This window comes from Flavobacterium cheonanense, assembly GCF_039539185.1.
Taxonomy (GTDB): domain Bacteria; phylum Bacteroidota; class Bacteroidia; order Flavobacteriales; family Flavobacteriaceae; genus Flavobacterium; species Flavobacterium cheonanense.
The window spans coordinates 25,464-45,818 of record NZ_BAABCT010000011.1 but is presented as its reverse complement, the minus strand read 5'-3'; the positions used below and the strand labels follow the sequence as shown (position 1 = coordinate 45,818).

The window sequence follows — 20,355 nt, the reverse complement described above, 5'->3', positions numbered from 1 at the left end:
TGGTGTTGCATCAACAAAAGCATTTACAACTCAAATCACAGTTTTGACAATGATTGCTCTTCGACTTGCAAAAGCCAAAGGAACTATGTCAAATTCTGACTTCCATAGATATTTACAAGAATTAGAACTTATTCCAGAAAAGGTAGCTGAAGCCTTGTCTTCTACAAATGAAATTGCTAAAGAAATTGCTTCTATTTATAAAGATGCTCCAAATTGTTTATACTTAGGTAGAGGATATAATTTTCCAGTTGCTTTAGAAGGAGCTTTAAAGTTAAAAGAGATATCTTATATTCATGCAGAAGGCTATCCGGCTGCAGAAATGAAACACGGACCGATTGCATTAATTGACGAAAAAATGCCAGTAGTTGTAATTGCTCCTAAGCAAGGACATTACGATAAAGTGGTAAGTAATATACAAGAAATCAAATCTAGAAGTGGTAAAATTATTGCCATTGTTACCAAAGGTGATGTTCAAGTAAAAGGTCTAGCAGACCATGTAATTGAAATTCCTGAAACTTCAGATGCACTTTCACCGCTTTTAACTACAATTCCATTACAACTTTTATCTTACCATATTGCTGTATTGAGAGGATGTAATGTTGATCAACCTAGAAATTTAGCAAAATCGGTAACAGTTGAGTAAATAATATAAGAATTTGATAAAAAAAGCGAGAAAATATTTTTCTCGCTTTTTTATTTTAACATTTTTATGATTAATTTAAAAAAACACACTATTTATTATGTACGCATACTATTTTTTTTAGTAATATTCACAATAAGTTAATAAAAACATAAAGATTTTTGATTGCGGATTAATCGAAAAGAGTTAAAAAAAATGACAATTATTAAAATAATCTTTACTTTTTTTAATAATATAAAAATTATTTGTATTTTGGCTACTTAAACCAACAAAAATCAAACCTAATGAAGATTTATTATTTTATTTTGACGTTGTTTTTTTGCAGCATTTCATTTGCTCAAAGCACAATTTCAGGTTCGGTAAAAGACAGTAAAAACGAACCAATTCCTGGCGCAAACGTTAAAGTTGTTGGCGAGCCTTCAGGAACTGTTACAGACGGAGACGGTAAGTTCATTGTCAAAGTCACCAAAAAACCACCTTTTACAATTGAGGTGTCAAGTATTGGATTTGCTACTCAAAAAATTGAAGTTACTTCAGCGTCCCAAAAAGTTGAAGTAAAGTTAGAAAATCAAGACACACAATTGGATGAGATTGTAGTTGCAGCTTCTAGAGCTCCTGAGAGAATTAAAGAATCTCCAGTTACAATTGAAAGGATGACCATTAAAGACATCAAGAAAACGGCTTCGCCTTCTTTCTATGACGGTCTTGAAAATCTAAAAGAGGTTCAAATGAATACAAGTAGTATGTCATTTAAGTCTATCAATACAAGAGGTTTTGCTACTGTAGCTAACACAAGATTCATGCAATTAGTTGATGGTATGGATAATTCATCACCATTATTAAACTTCGTTTTAGGAAACCTTATTGGTATTTCTGAAATCGATGTTCAAAGTGTTGAGTTACTTCCTGGAGCATCTTCTGCATTATATGGAGCAAATGCTTTTAATGGTATTTTATTCATGACAAGTCAAAGTCCTTTTGATAAGCAAGGAGTAACAGCATATGCAAAGTATGGTATGACAAGTCAAAATGCAGCTGGAAACAACTTGTATTATGATTATGGAGTTAGAGTTGCACATGCTTTTACTAAACATTTTGCTGCTAAAGCCAATTTCACATTTATGAATGGAACAGATTGGTTTGCTACAGATTACAGAGATAAAGATTTAGTAAACAATGTAGGTCTAGATAGAAGTTTTCATAACTATAATGGTATGAATGTTTATGGTGACGAGGCTTCTACGAATCTAAGAGGTGTAGGTAATGCACTTGTAGGGTTGGGAGTTATTACACCTGCACAAGCATCAGTTTTACCTAACTATAATGTTAGTAGAACAGGATATAATGAAGTTGATTTAACAGATAATAAAGTACAAAATGCTAAAATTGATTTCTCGTTACATTTCAAGCCATGGGCAAATGACACAGAAATTATTTGGCAAAGTAAATTTGGTTTTGGTAACACCGTTTATCAAGGAGCTAACAGATATTATTTGAACGGATTCTTCATGCAACAGCATAAACTAGAAGTTAAAGGTAAAAATTTCTTCGTTAGAGGTTATTTCACAACTGAAGATGGTGGAAATTCTTATGACATGTTGTTTACAGGATTAAATATCAATAGACAATGGAAATCTGATAATCAATGGTTTGGAGAATACGCTGGTGCATACATTCAATCAACTTTATTAGGTGGAGCGACACCAGCTCAAGCACATGCTATTGCAAGAAATACTGCTGATACAGGTAGATTAGTTCCTGGTACAGATGCTTTCAAAAATGCTTTCAATAGAGTAATTGCTGATCCAAATGTACTGACAGGTTCAAAATTAGTAGATAACTCTTATATGTATCATTCAGATGCAAATTACAACTTCAAAGACTTAATAAAATTTGCTGAAATTCAAGTGGGAGGTTCATTCAGATTATATGAGTTAAATTCTTTTGGAAGAATCTATACAGATTATACAAGCCAAATTAACTATAACGAATACGGAGCATATACTCAAATTCAAAAGAAATTAATGGATGATAGATTGAAGTTAACAGGTTCTATTCGTTATGATAAAGCTAAAAACTTTGATGGTAATTTCTCTCCAAGAATTTCTGCTGTATATTCAGCTGGTGCTCAAAAAGCACATACTTTTAGAGGTTCATTCCAAACAGGTTTCCGTAATCCTACTACTCAAGATCAATATATTGGTTTTAATGTTGGTAATGCTGTTTTACTTGGTTCTGCACCAGATAACTTAATAAGATATTCTGAAACTTTACCAGTAACTTCACCATTAGGTCAAGCAGTTGTTGGAGGTACTTCAACTACTATAAATGGTAATAATGCATACTATAACTCATATACAGCTGCGTCAGTTCAACAATTTGCTGCATTAGCAGGAACTAACCCAGTTGCGGCAGCGGCTTTATTAAGGAGAACTAATGTTGGTCTTGTTAAACCAGAAACTGTTAAAGCATTCGAATTAGGATACAGAGGACAAGTTAAAAAGTTATCTTATGATTTAAATGGGTACTATAATATCTACAATGACTTTATTGGAAATATTACTGTTGTTGCTCCAACTTATGGTACAGCTCAAGATGCGCCAAATCTTTTATTAGGACCAACAAACGCTGGAGTTCAATCTGTAGATGCAATTTCTACTGGAAATACAAGAGCCTTCCAACTTTATACAAATACTAATATCGAAATTAAATCGATAGGTTTCGGAGCAGGTCTTGCATACAAATTGCCTAGAAATTTTGAAATCAGTGCAAACTATAACTATGCACAATTTGATTTTGATCAATCTCTAGACCCAAGTTTTGAAGCTAGTTTCAACACGCCTAAACATAGAGTTAAAGGTTCTATTAGTAATGATAAATTATTCAAAAACTTTGGATTCAATTTAAGCGCTAGATGGAATGACGAGTACAAATGGGAATCTACATTTGCTGATGGTATGATCGATGCTGCAACGGTTATTGATGCGCAAATCAATTATAGTATTCCAAAATTAAAATCTATAATCAAAGTTGGTGCTGCAAATCTTGGTGGTCAAGAATACCGACAAGTTCTTGGAGCAGGTCTAATAGGTCAACAATATTTTGCTTCTTGGACAATAACTCCATAATTTATTTTTAATACAATTTATAATATTATAAGATTATGATAAAAAATTTCAAATGGCTATTCTTGGTTTCGTTAACCTTTATAGCTTGTAGTGATGACGAAGTTACTACAAAGCCAAATTCATCTGATGGTTTGCCTCTTACGGCAGGTAGTGCAGATTTTGCAAAGTATGTTGCTTTAGGTGATTCTTTTGCTGCTGGATTTAGTGATAATGCGCTTTTTATAGAAGGGCAAAAAACTTCTTATCCAAATATAATGGCTCAACAATTTGCAACTGTTGGTGGTGGAGCATTTACAAACCCATTCATGGCAGATAATGTTGGTGGATTTGCTGGAAGTACAACTTATGGTCCAAGATTATATTTCACTGGTAATGCAGCATCGCCTTTGGCATTAGTTGCTGGTCCTTCTACAACTTCAATAACTGCGAAACTTACAGGTTCATTCAATAATATGGGTGTGCCTGGCGCAAAAGTTGGCGATTTAGACTTGCCAGGATATGGAAGTCCATTAGGAAATCCTTATTTCACAAGATTTGCATCAACACCTATGGCAACAATTGTAGATGATGCAGTTGCACAAAATCCAACATTTTTCTCACTGTATATTGGAGGAAATGATGTTTTAGGATATGCAACAGCAGGAGGAACCGGAGCAGGACCAACATCGCCGGCAGTTTTTCAATCTAAATATGATGGATTGATTAATAAATTAACAACTAATGGAAGAAAAGGTGTAGTAGGAAATTTACCTTATGTAAACACATTGCCTTTTTTTACAACCGTTCCGTTTAATGCAATTCCATTAAATGCTGCTCAGGTAACTGCTTTAAATAGTGGGTATGCAGCATATAATAATGCTTTAACTGCAGCAGTTGGTTTAGGATTAATGACACCAGCAGAAAAAACTGCAAGAACTATAACATTTGTAGTAGGACAAAATGCACCAGTTATTATTGATGAGTTTTTAGCAACAGATTTGACAGTTTTAAATCCTGCTTTAGTTAAAATGCGTCAAGCTACTGCAGCAGATTATTTATTATTAAGCGCAGGAGGAGCTTCAACTCAAGCACATCTACAAGCTGGTGGCGGTACATCTACTCCATTAGCAGATAAATGGGTTTTAAGTGCTGGTGAGGCTAACGAAATCAAAGTAGCAACCGATGCTTATAACATTACCATTGAAGCTGCAGCTACTGCAAAAGGTTTAGCATTTGCAGATTTAAAATCTGTAATGAATGGATTAATTTCTCCAACAGGTATATCTGCGAATGGATTTACTTTAAAATCACAATTTATTTTTGGAGGAGCATTTTCTTTAGATGGTGTTCATCCTTCTCCAAGAGGATATGCATTAATTGCAAATAGCTTTACTGCTGCAATTAATGCAAAATATGGTTCTAATATGGCGCCTGTTAGTTTTGGTGATTATAGAATATTATTTCCTCCATCTTTGTAAGAATTAAATTAATTTATACAAAACCATCAACTTCGGTTGGTGGTTTTTTTGTTTATTGAATATTGATTTCTCTATGATTTAATCTTCAAATAGAAAAAAAATCAAAAAATGCATAAAAAAATAGCTTTTTGCTATTGATTTTCTATTTAGAAAATTTATCTTTGCACTCTGAAAAAAGACATCATTTTTTCATTTCTAAAACGCTATTAAATAAATACATAAGCAATGTCAAAAGCAATAGGAAAAGTTTCTCAAATCATCGGACCAGTAGTTGACGTAGTATTCAACACTAAAGATGCTGAATTACCAAAAATTTATGATTCATTAGAAATCACTAAGAAAGATGGTACTTTACTTGTACTTGAAGTACAATCTCATATCGGAGAAGATACCGTACGTACTATCTCTATGGATTCTACAGATGGTTTAAGTAGAGGTACAGATGTAGTTTCTACTGGAAACCCAATTCAAATGCCAATCGGTGCAGATGTTTACGGACGTTTGTTTAACGTAATTGGTGATGCCATTGATGGTTTAGGAAATTTACCAAAAACAGGTGAAAACGGAATGTCAATTCACCGTCAAGCACCAAAATTTGAAGATTTATCTACATCTTCTGAAGTTTTATTTACAGGTATCAAAGTAATCGATCTTATCGAGCCTTATGCAAAAGGAGGTAAAATTGGATTGTTCGGTGGTGCTGGAGTTGGTAAAACAGTATTGATTCAGGAGTTGATTAACAATATTGCAAAAGGTCACGGTGGTCTTTCTGTATTCGCAGGAGTAGGTGAAAGAACTCGTGAAGGAAACGACTTACTTCGTGAGATGTTAGAGTCTGGAATTATTAAATACGGTGAAGAATTCATGCACTCTATGGAAAATGGAGGTTGGGATTTAACTAAGGTTGATAAGCCAGGAATGAGAGATTCGAAAGCTACTTTCGTTTTCGGACAAATGAATGAGCCACCTGGAGCTAGAGCACGTGTTGCTTTATCAGGATTATCTATCGCAGAATATTTCCGTGATGGAGCAGGTTCAGACCAAGGTAAAGACGTACTTTTCTTCGTTGATAATATCTTCCGTTTTACACAAGCAGGTTCAGAGGTATCAGCACTTTTAGGTCGTATGCCATCTGCGGTAGGTTACCAACCAACTTTAGCAACAGAAATGGGTGCGATGCAAGAAAGAATTACGTCTACTAAAAAAGGTTCTATTACATCGGTACAAGCGGTTTACGTTCCTGCGGATGACTTAACTGACCCGGCACCAGCAACAACGTTTGCTCACTTAGATGCAACAACAGTATTGTCTCGTAAAATTGCTGAGCTTGGTATCTATCCAGCGGTAGATCCACTAGATTCAACATCTCGTATCTTAACACCACTTATTTTAGGTGATGACCACTATAATTGTGCTCAAAGAGTAAAAGAAATTCTTCAAAAATACAAACAACTTCAAGATATCATCGCTATCCTTGGTATGGAAGAGTTGTCAGAAGAAGATAAATTAGCTGTATCTAGAGCTCGTAGAGTTCAACGTTTCTTATCTCAACCATTCCACGTAGCAGAGCAATTTACTGGTATTCCTGGAGTATTGGTTGATATTAAAGATACTATCAAAGGATTCAACATGATTATCGATGGTGAATTAGACCACTTGCCAGAAGCAGCTTTCAACCTTAAAGGAACAATCGAAGACGCTATCGAAGCAGGACAAAAAATGTTAGCAGAAGCATAAGAATTAGGATTGAGGAATCGAAGAGTTAGGATTTAAATATTCCTAAAATCCCAAATCCTAAATCCAGAATCCTAAATAAAAAAAAATGATTTTAGAAATAGTATCACCGGAAGCTACATTATTTAAAGGAGAAGTTACTTCGGTTTCTTTACCAGGTGTAGATGGTTCATTTCAAATATTGAACAATCACGCTCCAATAGTTTCTATTTTAAAACAAGGAACAGTAAAAGTTACTGCAACGAGCTTTAAATTTGAAAAAGAAGTAGAAGATAAATTTACAAAAGTAAACGATCAAAACTACACTCTTGAAATCTCTTCAGGAACTATTGAAATGAAAGATAATAAAGTAATTGTTTTAGCCGACTAAGACAATTTAAAATAAAGTAAGAAAGCCAAGCATTTTTGTTTGGCTTTTTTTATTTTTGGAGAATGGATTTAGATAAAAAAGAAATAGTCGTTAGTCAAGGTAAAAGACCTTTTTGGCAAATAATTATAGCATCATTATTATTTACTTTATCTTTTTTTTTCCTTTTTTATGGGTTTTATAAATTTTATCTAATGGGTTTGCATGAAGCGAACACTAAAGTAATTAAAGGAAACGTTAGTTTTTTTTCATTATCAATTTATGCATTTTTAGGAGGTTTACACTTTTCAGTTTACAAGACTATTTTTATTAATACTGAAAAGCAAAAATTAAAAACACAGTTTTCTGTTGGAAACATTAAGGTTAATTACCACTCAGAAGTTCCTGAGTTAAAATATGTTTCTGTTTTTAAAAATCCGAATAGTGATTTTATCGAAGTTAATTTATGGTACGGCAAAAATAAACATTTCAACGTTTATAATTATGAAAAACATTAATGAAGCAATGAGTTTTGGTTTATTATTCTCTAATAAATTAAATATAGATTTATTAGACGCAACCGAAAAAGGTAATTTCAAATGGATTGACAAAACTAAATCATGAAAAACTTCCCAAAATCATTAACCCAAAAATTGCAATTACGTGAGCAAAACAATGCCTTGCGAAAATTGCCAGTTTCTAATAATTTAATTGATTTTGCTTCCAATGATTATCTGGGTTTTGCAAATTCTGAGGAAATTTTCAATCAAACACATGATTATCTTTTAGAGAATAATATCAAAATAAATGGCGCAACAGGTTCACGATTAATTTCAGGAAACCACAATTTATATCAAATTGCAGAGGATTTTATTGCTAATTTCCATCAATCAGAAACCGCATTAATTTTCAATTCGGGATACGATGCTAATGTGGGTTTTTTTAGTTCGGTACCACAACGTAATGATATCATTCTTTACGACGAATTATGTCATGCCTCTATTCGTGATGGAATCCAGATGAGTAATTCCAAATCGTATAAATTTCAGCACAATGATTTCAATCATTTAGAGAAAGTAATAATTTCACAACTCGAAACTCGAAACTCGAAACCCGAAACTTTCTACGTTGTTACCGAATCTGTCTTTTCCATGGATGGTGATTCACCAAATCTAGAAGAATTAGTAAACCTTTGCGAAAAATACAATTGCTATTTGGTCATTGACGAAGCACACGCATTAGGCGTTTTCGGAAATTTAGGCGAAGGATTAATTCAATATCAAGGACTACAAGATAAAGTTTTTGCAAGAATCATGACTTTCGGAAAAGGATTAGGATGTCATGGTGCAGCCATTTTAGGAAGTCAAGAATTGAAATCGTATTTAGTCAATTTTGCACGAAGTTTTATATACACAACTGGACTTTCTCCACATTCAGTTGCTACAATTTTGATTGCTTATCAGTATTTAAAATCTGAAAAAGAAGCTATTCAAAAACTTAAAAGCAACATTCAATTTTTCAATCAAGAGAAATTGCAAATGGGTTTGAAACCAATGTTTGTTTATAGTAAATCAGCTATTCAATGTGCTATAATTCCAGGAAACGAAAATGTAAAATCAATCGCCAATCAATTACAAGAAAATGGATTTGATGTAAAAGCCATTCTCTCGCCAACAGTTCCAGAAGGTCAAGAGCGACTTCGTTTTTGTTTGCATTCCTACAATTCTGAAAAAGAAATCTCGGAAGTATTGAAATTGTTGAGTACTTTTGTGTTTTAATTTTACACAGAGATTCACAGAGTATTTACACAGAGTTTTTAGCTCCTAAATCTCCTTTTCTCTGTGAATCTCAGTGAAAAAAACTATGAAACTATTCATCACAGGAATCGGCACCGATGTAGGTAAAACCATAACATCAGCCATTGTAACTCAAGCACTAGAATCCGATTATTGGAAACCTATTCAAGCAGGCGATTTAGACAATTCTGATAGTCATAAAATTCAACGTTATATTTGTAATGATAAAACCATCATTCACGAAAATAGCTATAAACTGAACACACCAGCAAGTCCACATTTAGCAGCTGCAATAGACGGAATTACAATAGATTTGAAACAGATTAAAGTTCCATCTACAGATAATCATTTAGTAATAGAAGGCGCAGGCGGATTATTAGTTCCGTTAAACGACAACGATACCATTATCGATTTAATCCAACCCGATTATAAAATAATTCTAGTTTCACGCCATTATCTTGGTAGCATCAATCACACCTTACTATCTTTTGAAGCTTTAAAAAGTAGAAATTTGAAAGTATCAGGAATTATTTTTTCAGGTGATGAAAATAAAGCAACCGAAGAAATTATTCTGAATAAAACCAAAGCCAAATTCATTGGAAGAATTGACAACGAACCTTATTTCGATCAAAATGTAATACAATATTACGCTGATAAATTTAGAGAGAATCTTTTAACATTATAAGAGAATAGAAAATAGAATAAAGACCCGAGATTTATCGAACTGAACGAAGTTAAAATAGACTTACCTATCTTTGCAAAAATATTTAGAGACAAGTCTATGTTCTGTTCTCTATTTTCTATATTCTAGTAAAATGAACTTTTCACAAAGAGACAAAAAACACAATTGGCATCCGTACACACAACACAAAACTGTACCTGATTTTCCTGCAATCGTTAAAGGAAAAGACGCATTGTTGTGGGATGAAAACGGTAAAGAATATATCGATGCCATCGCTTCTTGGTGGGTGAATCCTTTCGGACATTCCAACAAAGTTATGGCGGATGCTATTTATGAGCAATTAACTACTTTAGAACATGTGTTGTTTGGAGGATTTACTCACAATAAAGCAGTAGAATTATCTGAAAAACTAATGGAAATTCTGCCTTCCAATCAACAGAAAATTTTCTATTCAGATAATGGTTCCACCGCCGTTGAAGTGGCTATCAAAGTTGCTTTGCAATACAATTATAATAAAGGAATCAAAAAAACTAAAGTCATCGCTTTTGAAGACGCTTTTCACGGAGACACTTTTGGAGCTATGGCTGCCAGTGGAATTACCTTTTTTACAGAAGCTTTCAAAGGTTCGCTTTTAGAAGTTGTTCGCATTCCAGTTCCAACAGCAGGCAACGAAGAGCAAACTATAAAAACTTTAGAAAATCTTGTAAAAACCAATGAATTTGCAGCGTTCATTTTTGAGCCATTAGTGCTTGGAGCGGCAGGAATGGTAATGTATTCAGCAGAAGTTTTGGATAAATTAATTAGCATTTGTAACCAAAATAACGTGTTCACTATTGCTGACGAAGTTATGACAGGTTTTGGCAAAACAGGTAAAACATTCGCTAGTGATTATCTTGAAAACAAACCTGATATGATGTGCTTGTCTAAAGCATTAACTGGCGGAACAATTCCAATGGCAATCACGACATTCTCTCAAGAAATCTTCGAAGGATTTTACCATGATGACACCGACAAAGCGCTGTTTCACGGACATACGTTTACAGCAAATCCTACAGGTTGCGCTGCAGCTTTAGCCAGTATTTCACTATTACAAACCGATGAAATCCAGCAAAATATTCAAACGGTTCATCAATCGCATTTAGCATTTCAATCCAAAATAAAAAACCATCCAAAAGTAAAAACCACTCGAGTGCTCGGAGTGATTTTTGCCCTAGAAATCAAAACAGAAACCCAAGAAAGTTACTACGGAACCATGCGCAACAAACTCTACAATTTCTTTATCGAAAACGGAGTAATTTTAAGACCTGTTGGAAATATAGTTTACATTTTGCCACCCTACATCATCGCCGAAAATCAATTACAAAAAGTCTATCAAACCATCGAAAATGCTTTGGAAATAGTTTAAATTTGCATTCGTTAAACAAATATTCAAAGCAATATTCAAAGACTTTATTTTTATTTAAAACTCTGTGATTCCTCTGAGAATCTCTGTGTTATTTAACATGAAAGAAAAAATTGCCATAACATCCTTAGCATCCATTTCACCATTAGGAAAAAATCCTGAGGCTATTTGGCGCAATTATCTTTCAAATGAAACCTTAATCTCAACCAAAGACTTTAACGGAAAACCACAATTTGTAGCCACAATTCCTCAAGAAATTAGAAATGAAATTGAAGAATTAAAAAAGAGTGAAATTAAGTACAAAGCTTTAGACGAAACCGTTTTGCTTTCTATTTTAGTTTCACGTCAAGCCATAAAAAATGCAGGTTGGAAAAATGGTGACGACTTCGGAATCAACATTGGTTCTTCTCGTGGCGCTACACAATTATTTGAAAAACACCACAAAGAATTTCTCGAAACCGGAAAAACGTCAACCTTAGCATCACCAACCACAACACTTGGAAATATTTCTTCTTGGGTAGCACACGATTTAAAAAACAACGGACCAGAAATATCCCATTCTATAACGTGTTCAACAGCTTTACACGCGGTTTTAAATGCCGTAGCCTGGTTACAATCAGGAATGGCAAACAAGTTTTTAGTAGGCGGAAGCGAAGCACCATTGACCGATTTCACTATTGCTCAGATGCACGCTTTAAAAATTTATTCTAAAGAAACTTCCGAATATCCTTGTCGTGCTTTCGATTTTACAAAAACCAAAAACACTATGGTTCTTGGTGAAGGTGCGGCAGTTGCTTGTTTAGAAATTGGCCAAAAAGAAAACGCTTTAGCTTACATAGAAGGAATTGGTTATGCAACTGATGATATTGAACACAATATTTCGATTTCAGACGAAGCCAATTGTTTTCAAAAATCCATGAAAATGGCGTTGCAAAACACCAAATTAGAAGATGTTGATGCCATAGTAATGCACGCACCAGGAACTTTGAAAGGTGATACTTCTGAGTATAAAGCAATCCAAAAAACATTCAATCAAAATATGCCAATGCTTACCACAAACAAATGGAAAGTTGGACACACTTTTGGAGCATCTGGAATGTTAAATATGGAAATGGCAATTATGATGATGCAACACAATCAATTCATCGAAGTGCCATTTGCTGAAAAGCAAACCATAAGAAAAGAAATTAAAAAAGTATTAATTAATGCAGTAGGTTTTGGAGGAAACGCAGTAAGTATTCTTTTGTCAAAAGAGTTTTAGTTAAAGGAATCATCTGCCAACTGCGACTGAAAACTGAACACTATTTCTCAAGCTCTTTCACTTTTTTATAAATCCGTTCGCTTTCCCATCCTTTACGAAGTAAGTAATCGCAGAATTTTTTACGTTTTTTCAATTCGTTTTTTTCTGTAATGGATTCCCAATGTTTTTCTGCTAAAGTTTCGAAAGTCATTTCATATTCTTCTGCTGGGATTTCTTTTAGTGCTTTGGTAACTAAATAATCTGAAATTTTTCTAGCCTTCAATTCGTTTTTGATTCGAATTTTGCCCCATTTTTTCTGATGAAATTTACTAATTGAAAAAACCAACGCAAAACGTTCTTCGTTTAGGAAATTACTTTCAATTAAATGCACAATTATTCGGTCTTTTTCTTGCTGATTCAAAACAAACGAGCGCAATTTTTCTGACACCTCAATGTGACATCTTTCTTGGTAAGAACAGTAATATTCCATCTTTTGTAGAATATCCTCTAAAGAACTGATTGATTTTGAGTTCAAAACGTTAAAAAGGCATGAAATTTGTTAATAATTTAATAACGCAAATGTATTGAAATTGTGTGAATTAGAAGTAATTTTGTAGTCCCAAATTGTTATTGAAAAATTAAAAAAAAACTAAATTCATTTTATGAAATTTAAAATACTTATTGTTGCGCTGTTTATTAGTTGTTTTTCGTTTGGGCAGTCAATTTTTGATAATCCATTAACTTTTGCTTCTGCAGTTCAGTCTAGTCCTTATACAGCAGGTCAAACAGTTGATCCTAATATTACAGTTTCAGGTATTGTTAGAGGTACAGGAATTGCTGGTTCTGCTGCCTTAAATAGGTACAGTGCAACAGGTTGGAATTCTGCAATTATTGATGTTAATGATTATTATGAATTCACATTAACGCCTAATTCAGGTTATCAAATAAATCTAACAAGTTTTGTTTATACTGGACAAGCCTCAGGTACAGGTCCAACAGCTACTGCATTTCGCTCAAGTATAGATTCATATACTTCTGATATTGGAACTGCTACTATTACAGGAACTACTATTTCATTAGCTTCATCATCATATCAAAATATTACATCTGGTATAACTTTTAGAATATATGGTTGGGGTGCATCTGCTGCTGGAGGAACATTTAGTATAAATGATTTTACATTTAATGGTACAGTAACAGCTGCTTGTACTTCACCATCAACCCAAGCATCAACTTTTACGAGTTCTGCAATAACCACTACCACTGCAACTATAGGTTGGACAAGAGGTAATGGTAATAACGTTTTGGTAGTAGCAAGAGCTGGTAGCGCTGTTAATACTGATCCAGTAAGTGGAACAACTTATACCGCTAATGCGGCATTTGGATCAGGTTCTCAAATTGGAACAGGAAATTTTGTAGTATATAATGGTCCTTTAGCAACCGTTAATCTTACTTCTTTGGCTTCTGGTACAACTTATCATTTTGCAATATATGAATACAATACTATTGTAACTTGTTATAATCTTGTAGAACTAACAGGCTCATTTCCAACTCTGACCCCAACTCCAGTTGTTTCATACGCAAATAATGGTACACAAGTTATTGCGGCTAATGTCTCGCAAGGAACATTAAATCATATTTTACATACATTTCAAATTAATGTCAGTGCTTCAACAACTAATTTAACAGGAATCTCAAATTTGGTTATGGGTGGAACTTATGTAGCTTCTGATATAGTTAATTTTAAAATTAGATATTCTACAGACAATGTTTTGGATGCTGGCGATGCAACCTTAAGCACAAAAACAACCACATTAACTGGAAATCAAACATTTGGTTTGACTACACAAACTTTGCCAATAGGAATAAGTTATATTTTTATTACTGCGGATTTTTCGGCAACAGCAACTATTGGAAATACTATCGGAACAACGGCTGTAAATCCTATTGCTGCTTCTAATGTAGTTTTATCAAGCGGAAGTGAGTTTGGCACTACAACAGCTTCTGGTCTTCAAACCATTAGACCTATTGCTCCAAATACTCCAGTTGCTTTAACCGAAATTTGTACAACTAATACCACTCAATCTTTATCGTGGTCGCCACCTGCAACTGGCACTTTTGATGGTTATATGTTAGTAGTTAGAGAAGCTGCAACACCACACGCAGTAACATCATTAGTAGCATCTTCTCAAACATTTAATGCTAATTATACTTTAGCGCCAACCTATGGTTCTACAGCAATTTTGTCGAGAGTTTTATATATTGGTACCGCTACAACTGCTACAATAACTGGTTTAACCCAAGGTGTAAATTATACTTTTGCAGTTTATGCATATAAAAATGATGGTGCAACATCAATTTATTCAACTTCAGCTACAACAACAAATCAAACCATAAACTTACCAAATGTTTCAGCAGCAGGAAGTTCTCCAGCAAATGCTTCTGGTACAATTACTTGGAGTACGCCTAACGCACTATGTTATAATGAGATTTTAGTAGTTGCAACAACAACACCAGGCATTACATTTACTCCATCAGGAAACGGAAGTGCTTATTTACCCAATACTGTTTATGCAGGGAATAATAGTATTGTTTTTAACAATGCTGGAAACTTTGTAACTGTTACAGGATTGACCAATGGCGTTACCTATTATTTTGAGATATTTGTTAGAAATGGATTAGAGTGGAGCAGTGGTGTAGAGGTTAGTTTAACACCAAATTTGGCAACCGTTTTTAAACCAGGTGAATTAGTATTCGTTGGTTTTGATGGACAGTATTTAAATACAGGTGCAGCTGATCAGTATATGGTAGCAACTATGGTTAATGTTCTGCCGGGAACAACCTTTTCAATTGCTAATTCAAGATATGAAGCTGGTGCAGCAGCTAATGTAAGAACTGATAAATGGGGTGGCGCTGGTGATGACCCAAGTGCAACGCCTGGAATTACTAATTTTACCTATAATGGTGCAACTACTATAGCTGCAGGTTCTATTTTTGTTTTAAATACAAATTCTGCTACGAGTCCTATTTTTGATTACGTCGGAGTAATTACAGGAACGACATTAGTAGATAGAACAGCAGATTTTACTATTACGCAACCTTTTGGTGTTGGATCAACTCCTAATATCACAACAACTAATGGTGATGGAGAACAAATCTATTTATTGCAAGGTAGTTTTGTTTCAGATGGAACTATAGACACAAATGAAGCTAATTATATCTTAACAGGAACATTGCTTCACGGATTTACCATCAAAACTGGATGGGTTCCTTTTACATCGGCATGTAGTGGTGTGAATGGTGGAGGAAGTAACAGACAATCTCGTTTACCAAATGCATTAACTTGTTTTAATGTTGAAAGTGCAGTTGCAAATACAATCAGTGGGTATTATAGAAATAGTGCTCAACACGGTAGTACATCAATTAGAAATATAATTAGAGAAATTGCTAATATTACAACAAATTGGGTTATAGGTACTACTAGATATACAATTGATGCGACAAGTAGCGCAACAAACAGAGCAGGAAAAACCTTTATCATTGGAACTAGTGAAACTTCTGGACAATGGGTTGGTGATTTTGATACCAACTGGTTCAATTGTTCAAATTGGGGTAGATTAACTGTTCCAGATGAAACTGTAGATGTAGTTATTGATAATGTAACTTCTATTAATAATTCAGTAATAGATTACACAGCAACCTATTCAGATTTTTATGCTGATTTGGCGGTTTGTAACAATCTTAACATCAACGGAAGAAGATTAACTATTCAAGGAAATCCTAATAATGAGTTGGAAGTTTACGGAAATGTTACTATCGGAGCTTCTGGAACTTTAGACATGAATGATGGTTCTAACGGAACGCCAGATGGTCAAATTTATTTGTATGGAAATTGGAATAATAATGGTACAGAAACTAATTTTGATCAAGGCGAAAGCACCATTCATTTTAAAGGAAGTATTCCTCAAGTAATAAATAATGTTGCTCCAAGAGGAACAGAATTATTCTACAATGTAGTTTTAGATAATGACTTTAATACCGCTATTTCTAATGATTTAATTGCTCAAGGTGATCTAACAATTAACGCAACAAGAGCTTTAAATATTGATTCAAATGGATTTGTTTTTGCTTATAATAGATTAAATCACAATGGAGATTTGTCAATAGCTAATAACGGACAATTTATTCAAGTTGACGAAACTGATAACAACACAGGTGTTTATACTGGAACTAAATTTCAACTAACAAGAACTGCACAAGCTAAGAATTTTGATTATGTTTATTGGAGTGCACCAACAGAAAATTTTGCAGTTACTGGCGTTCCAACTAATAATCGTTACGAATGGAATACTTTATTTGCAAATGCTAATGGAACATTAGGAAATTGGGCAACAGCATCTGGAACTATGACTAAAGGAAAAGGATATATTGCTAGAGCTTCTAATGGTTCTGCAACACCAGTTGGATTAAGTACAATCTTTACAGGAAAACCTCACAATGGTCAATTCAATTTTGATATTTATAGAGGAAATTATGATGGAGCAGACTATGATGCTGATTTAACCAATCCGAATAACGTATGGACAACAAGATTTGATGACAATTGGAATTTGGTCGGAAATCCATATCCATCAGCAATTGATGCTGAAGAGTTCTTGGTTCAAAATCAAACGAAAATAGAAGGTGCTGTATGGATTTGGACACACGGTTTGAATCCTACTTCAAATGTTAGTCCTTTTTATAATAATTATCAGTACAATTATTCGTCTTCAGACTATATCAAATACAATGGTTTAGGTTCAACAGATCCAGATACTTTTGCAGGAAAAATTGCTTCTGGACAAGGATTTATGGTGAACATGCTTCATACAACTGCAACTCCAAATACCATAACTTTTACTAATAATATGAGAAGTGATGCTTCAATGGTTCAGTATGATAATACCGATTTCTTTAGAAGTGTTTCAACAAATACTGTTGGTCCTGTTGAGGAAAAGCACAGAATATGGTTGGATATTATCAATACTACTTCTGGACAAATGGACAGAACATTGTTAGGATATTCAACAAGTTCAACCCTAGATGTTGACCATTTGTATGACTGTATTTTTAGACCAACAACAGAATTGAGTATGTATTCTATTATCAATTCAGAGCCGTTTATCATTCAAGGACGACCATTACCTTTCAATAATTTTGATCTTGTTCCAATGGGAATCAGAATTGTTGCAGCAGGAAATCATACTATAGCTATCAAGAAAGTAGATGGTTTATTTGAGCAAAATCAGGATATTTATTTAGAAGATAAACAGTTAAATATCATTCATGATTTAAGACAAGCGCCTTATAACTTTACATCATCAGTTGGAACTTTCAATGACCGATTTGTTTTAAGATATACAACAGCAGCATTGAGTAACCAAGATTTTGAATCTATTGATAGTTCTGTATTTGTGTCAGCTAATGATGGACAAATTAATATTAAATCTATAAATGAATCATTGAGTGAAGTATCAGTTTATGATGTTTTAGGAAGAGAAATTATAAAGAAGACTAATATTGCTTCAAGTGATTTAATACTAAATAATATTACAGCTACAAATCAAGCTTTGATAGTGAAAATAAAATTAGAAAATGGTGAAGTTGTTACTAGAAAAGTAATTCTTTAGTCAGTTTCTTAAAACTAAAAAGTCCCAATCTTATTAAAGGTTGGGACTTTTTTTATGGTTTAGATTTTATTATTTTCCTTTTCCAGAAGCTTCTAAATTTCTTTCAATTTTGTGTTCCGGACGAGACCATTTAGGTTTTTCACCCAAAGCTTGAAATTGTGAATCTTCAGCTTCAACAGTTTTTGGTTGCATCAATTTGATGAAAGGTTTTTGAGGAAGTAATCCAAGAGTTTCAAACATTTTCATGTCTTCGTTCACATCAGGATTTGGTGTTGTAAGAAGTTTGTCACCAGCAAAAATTGAATTTGCACCAGCAAAGAAACACATAGCTTGACCTTCACGAGACATTTCAGTTCTACCAGCAGAAAGTCTAACTTGAGTTTCTGGCATTATAATTCTTGTAGTGGCAACCATTCGAATCATTTCCCAAATTTCAACTGGTTTTTCATTTTCCATTGGCGTTCCTTCAACAGCTACAAGTGCATTAATTGGAACCGATTCTGGTTGAGGGTTTAATGTTGAAAGTGCTACAAGCATTCCAGCTCTGTCTTCTATAGATTCACCCATTCCAATAATTCCACCACTACAAACCGTAACATTAGTTTTACGAACGTTGTCTATTGTTTGTAATCTATCTTCAAATCCACGAGTTGAAATTACCTCTTTATAATATTCTTCAGAAGTATCTAAGTTGTGATTGTAAGCATACAAACCAGCTTCTGCCAAACGTTGTGCTTGATTTTCAGTTAACATTCCAAGAGTGCAACACACTTCCATTTCTAGTTTATTAATGGTACGAACCATTTCTAAAACTTGGTCAAATTCAGGTCCGTCTTTTACATTTCTCCAAGCGGCACCCATACAAACTCTTGATGAACCACTCGATTTTGCTCTTAGAGCTTGCGCTTTTACTTGGCTAACCGACATTAAATCGTTGCCTTCTATGTCTGTATGATATCTAGCTGCTTGAGGGCAATAACCACAATCTTCTGGACAGCCACCAGTTTTTATAGATAATAATGTAGAAACTTGAACTACATTTGGATCATGATGTTCTCTGTGAATAGTTGCTGCTTCATACATTAAATCCATTAAGGGTTTGTTGTATATCGCTATAATTTCTTCTTTAGTCCAATTATGTTTTGTAATGCTCATTGATAAGGATATTTAATGATGTTTCAAAAGTAGTTAATTACTTTGTAACAAACAATGATTTAAAAGTGGGTATTTATATAATTTAAAGCAAAAATTTTATCTTCATTTATTTGATTTTTTAAGTCGTTTAAAGAATCAAATTTTTGTTCCTCTCTAATAAATTCAATAATTTCAATAGTTAAGGTTTTGTCATAAATAGTTTTATCAAAATCCAGAAAAAAGACTTCAATAGTTTGATTTGTTCCATCAACTGTTGGTCTTGTGCCAATATTCATTAATCCGAAAATTGTTTTTTTATCGTAATTACTTTTTACAATATAAACGCCGTTTTTCGGAATCAACTTATAATCTTCGTTAATTTTAATGTTAGCTGTTGGAAATCCGATAGTGCGACCGAGTTGTTTTCCTTTTACAACAATTCCTGAAAAGAAATAATTATAACCAAGATAGTTATTGGCCAAAGTTATGTTTCCTTCTAAAATGGCATTTCTAATTTTGGTAGAACTTACCGCATTATCATTTATTTCTTGAGCTGAAATTTGCTCTACTTCAAATCCGTATTCTTTACCAAAAACTATTAAATCATTGATATTAGCAGTTCTGTTTCTTCCAAAACGATGGTCATATCCAATAATTATTTTTCGAATATTAAGTTGATTGACCAAGATTTCTTTAACAAATTCTTCGGCTGTAAGTCTTGAAAATTCTTGATTAAATGGATGAATGATTAAATTATCAATTCCTGTTTTTTCTAAAAGTAGTGTTTTTTCATCTACAGTATTTAGAAGTTGTACAACAGAATTATCTTGTAGCACCATTCTTGGATGAGGAAAAAAGGTTAAAACAACACTTTCACAATTAAGTTCTTTAGCGTTAAAAATTATTCTTTCAAGAATTTTTTTATGACCAATATGTACACCATCAAAGGTACCGATGGTAACAACCGATTTTTTATTATTATATTCTTTAATATTGCTAAAGGTTTTCAAGAAAAATAAATTTTAGCTGCAAAGGTAATTTATTTATATCGATACAAAAAAATTAAGTGAATAGGCTACTATAGTGTTTTTTGAAAATTTTTTAATTCATAAATATATGAAATCTAG

14 protein-coding genes are annotated in these 20,355 nt (G+C 33.4%); 11 read left to right on the top strand and 3 right to left on the bottom strand.

Annotated elements, in window-relative coordinates; translation table 11 throughout:
• The 10 genes from ABD766_RS14220 to ABD766_RS14175 form a co-directional block, all read left to right on the top strand.
• Positions 1-643, top strand: a 643-nt coding sequence (locus ABD766_RS14220) for an SIS domain-containing protein (RefSeq protein ID WP_344817304.1), incomplete at its 5' end; no start/stop codon positions are given.
• Between the two features lie 281 nt (positions 644-924).
• Entirely contained in the window at positions 925-3,768 is a 2,844-nt protein-coding gene (locus tag ABD766_RS14215; RefSeq protein ID WP_344817303.1) for a TonB-dependent receptor, read from the top strand.
• Between the two features lie 35 nt (positions 3,769-3,803).
• Complete coding sequence (locus ABD766_RS14210; protein WP_344817302.1) at positions 3,804-5,225, top strand: SGNH/GDSL hydrolase family protein; 1,422 nt, start codon at positions 3,804-3,806, stop codon at positions 5,223-5,225.
• 225 nt (positions 5,226-5,450) lie between these two features.
• A complete protein-coding gene (gene atpD, locus ABD766_RS14205; RefSeq protein ID WP_298307419.1) occupies positions 5,451-6,962 on the top strand; it encodes a F0F1 ATP synthase subunit beta in 1,512 nt (503 codons plus the stop codon).
• An 85-nt stretch (positions 6,963-7,047) separates the two neighbouring features.
• Entirely contained in the window at positions 7,048-7,329 is a 282-nt protein-coding gene (locus ABD766_RS14200; protein WP_298307422.1) for a F0F1 ATP synthase subunit delta/epsilon, read from the top strand.
• Between the two features lie 62 nt (positions 7,330-7,391).
• Positions 7,392-7,823, top strand: a complete 432-nt coding sequence (locus ABD766_RS14195) for a hypothetical protein (protein WP_344817301.1) — start codon at positions 7,392-7,394, stop codon at positions 7,821-7,823.
• Between the two features lie 102 nt (positions 7,824-7,925).
• Positions 7,926-9,083: an aminotransferase class I/II-fold pyridoxal phosphate-dependent enzyme gene (locus ABD766_RS14190; protein ID WP_344817300.1), complete on the top strand. Its 1,158-nt coding sequence runs from the start codon at positions 7,926-7,928 to the stop codon at positions 9,081-9,083.
• A gap of 85 nt (positions 9,084-9,168) precedes the next feature.
• Positions 9,169-9,786 (top strand): dethiobiotin synthase, encoded by a 618-nt coding sequence (gene bioD, locus ABD766_RS14185; RefSeq protein ID WP_344817299.1) that lies wholly within the window; start codon positions 9,169-9,171, stop codon positions 9,784-9,786.
• A 130-nt stretch (positions 9,787-9,916) separates the two neighbouring features.
• Positions 9,917-11,188 (top strand): adenosylmethionine--8-amino-7-oxononanoate transaminase, encoded by a 1,272-nt coding sequence (bioA, locus tag ABD766_RS14180; RefSeq protein ID WP_344817298.1) that lies wholly within the window; start codon positions 9,917-9,919, stop codon positions 11,186-11,188.
• A gap of 97 nt (positions 11,189-11,285) precedes the next feature.
• Complete coding sequence (locus tag ABD766_RS14175) at positions 11,286-12,446, top strand: beta-ketoacyl synthase N-terminal-like domain-containing protein (protein WP_344817297.1); 1,161 nt, start codon at positions 11,286-11,288, stop codon at positions 12,444-12,446.
• 40 nt (positions 12,447-12,486) lie between these two features.
• Here ABD766_RS14175 and ABD766_RS14170 read toward each other — a convergent pair whose 3' ends face one another.
• Entirely contained in the window at positions 12,487-12,915 is a 429-nt protein-coding gene (locus ABD766_RS14170; RefSeq protein WP_344817296.1) for a regulatory protein RecX, read from the bottom strand.
• Between the two features lie 172 nt (positions 12,916-13,087).
• Here ABD766_RS14170 and ABD766_RS14165 point away from each other — a divergent pair, with 172 nt between their 5' ends.
• On the top strand, positions 13,088-18,094 hold the full coding sequence (locus tag ABD766_RS14165) for a T9SS sorting signal type C domain-containing protein (RefSeq protein WP_344817295.1): 5,007 nt from the start codon (positions 13,088-13,090) through the stop codon (positions 18,092-18,094).
• Positions 18,095-18,163: 69 nt separating this feature from the next.
• On the opposite strand, the gene bioB is transcribed toward ABD766_RS14165, so the two are convergent.
• On the bottom strand, positions 18,164-19,249 hold the full coding sequence (bioB, locus tag ABD766_RS14160; protein WP_344817294.1) for a biotin synthase BioB: 1,086 nt from the start codon (positions 19,247-19,249) through the stop codon (positions 18,164-18,166).
• A gap of 59 nt (positions 19,250-19,308) precedes the next feature.
• The gene (locus ABD766_RS14155) at positions 19,309-20,238 is read right to left on the bottom strand and encodes a bifunctional riboflavin kinase/FAD synthetase (protein ID WP_344817293.1); all 930 of its coding nucleotides are present in this window, start codon (positions 20,236-20,238) and stop codon (positions 19,309-19,311) included.
• Positions 20,239-20,355: the final 117 nt, after the last annotated feature.

What these genes read in the sequence shown, in the direction of transcription:
- bioA (WP_344817298.1), top strand. Translation starts at nt 9,917, where the DNA reads ATGAACTTTTCACAAAGAGACAAAAAACACAATTGGCATCCGTACACA.
- ABD766_RS14165 (WP_344817295.1), top strand. Translation starts at nt 13,088, where the DNA reads ATGAAATTTAAAATACTTATTGTTGCGCTGTTTATTAGTTGTTTTTCG.
- ABD766_RS14215 (WP_344817303.1), top strand. Translation starts at nt 925, where the DNA reads ATGAAGATTTATTATTTTATTTTGACGTTGTTTTTTTGCAGCATTTCA.
- bioB (WP_344817294.1), bottom strand. Translation starts at nt 19,249, where the DNA reads ATGAGCATTACAAAACATAATTGGACTAAAGAAGAAATTATAGCGATA.
- ABD766_RS14175 (WP_344817297.1), top strand. Translation starts at nt 11,286, where the DNA reads ATGAAAGAAAAAATTGCCATAACATCCTTAGCATCCATTTCACCATTA.
- ABD766_RS14200 (WP_298307422.1), top strand. Translation starts at nt 7,048, where the DNA reads ATGATTTTAGAAATAGTATCACCGGAAGCTACATTATTTAAAGGAGAA.
- atpD (WP_298307419.1), top strand. Translation starts at nt 5,451, where the DNA reads ATGTCAAAAGCAATAGGAAAAGTTTCTCAAATCATCGGACCAGTAGTT.
- ABD766_RS14190 (WP_344817300.1), top strand. Translation starts at nt 7,926, where the DNA reads ATGAAAAACTTCCCAAAATCATTAACCCAAAAATTGCAATTACGTGAG.
- ABD766_RS14170 (WP_344817296.1), bottom strand. Translation starts at nt 12,915, where the DNA reads ATGGAATATTACTGTTCTTACCAAGAAAGATGTCACATTGAGGTGTCA.
- ABD766_RS14195 (WP_344817301.1), top strand. Translation starts at nt 7,392, where the DNA reads ATGGATTTAGATAAAAAAGAAATAGTCGTTAGTCAAGGTAAAAGACCT.
- ABD766_RS14210 (WP_344817302.1), top strand. Translation starts at nt 3,804, where the DNA reads ATGATAAAAAATTTCAAATGGCTATTCTTGGTTTCGTTAACCTTTATA.
- bioD (WP_344817299.1), top strand. Translation starts at nt 9,169, where the DNA reads ATGAAACTATTCATCACAGGAATCGGCACCGATGTAGGTAAAACCATA.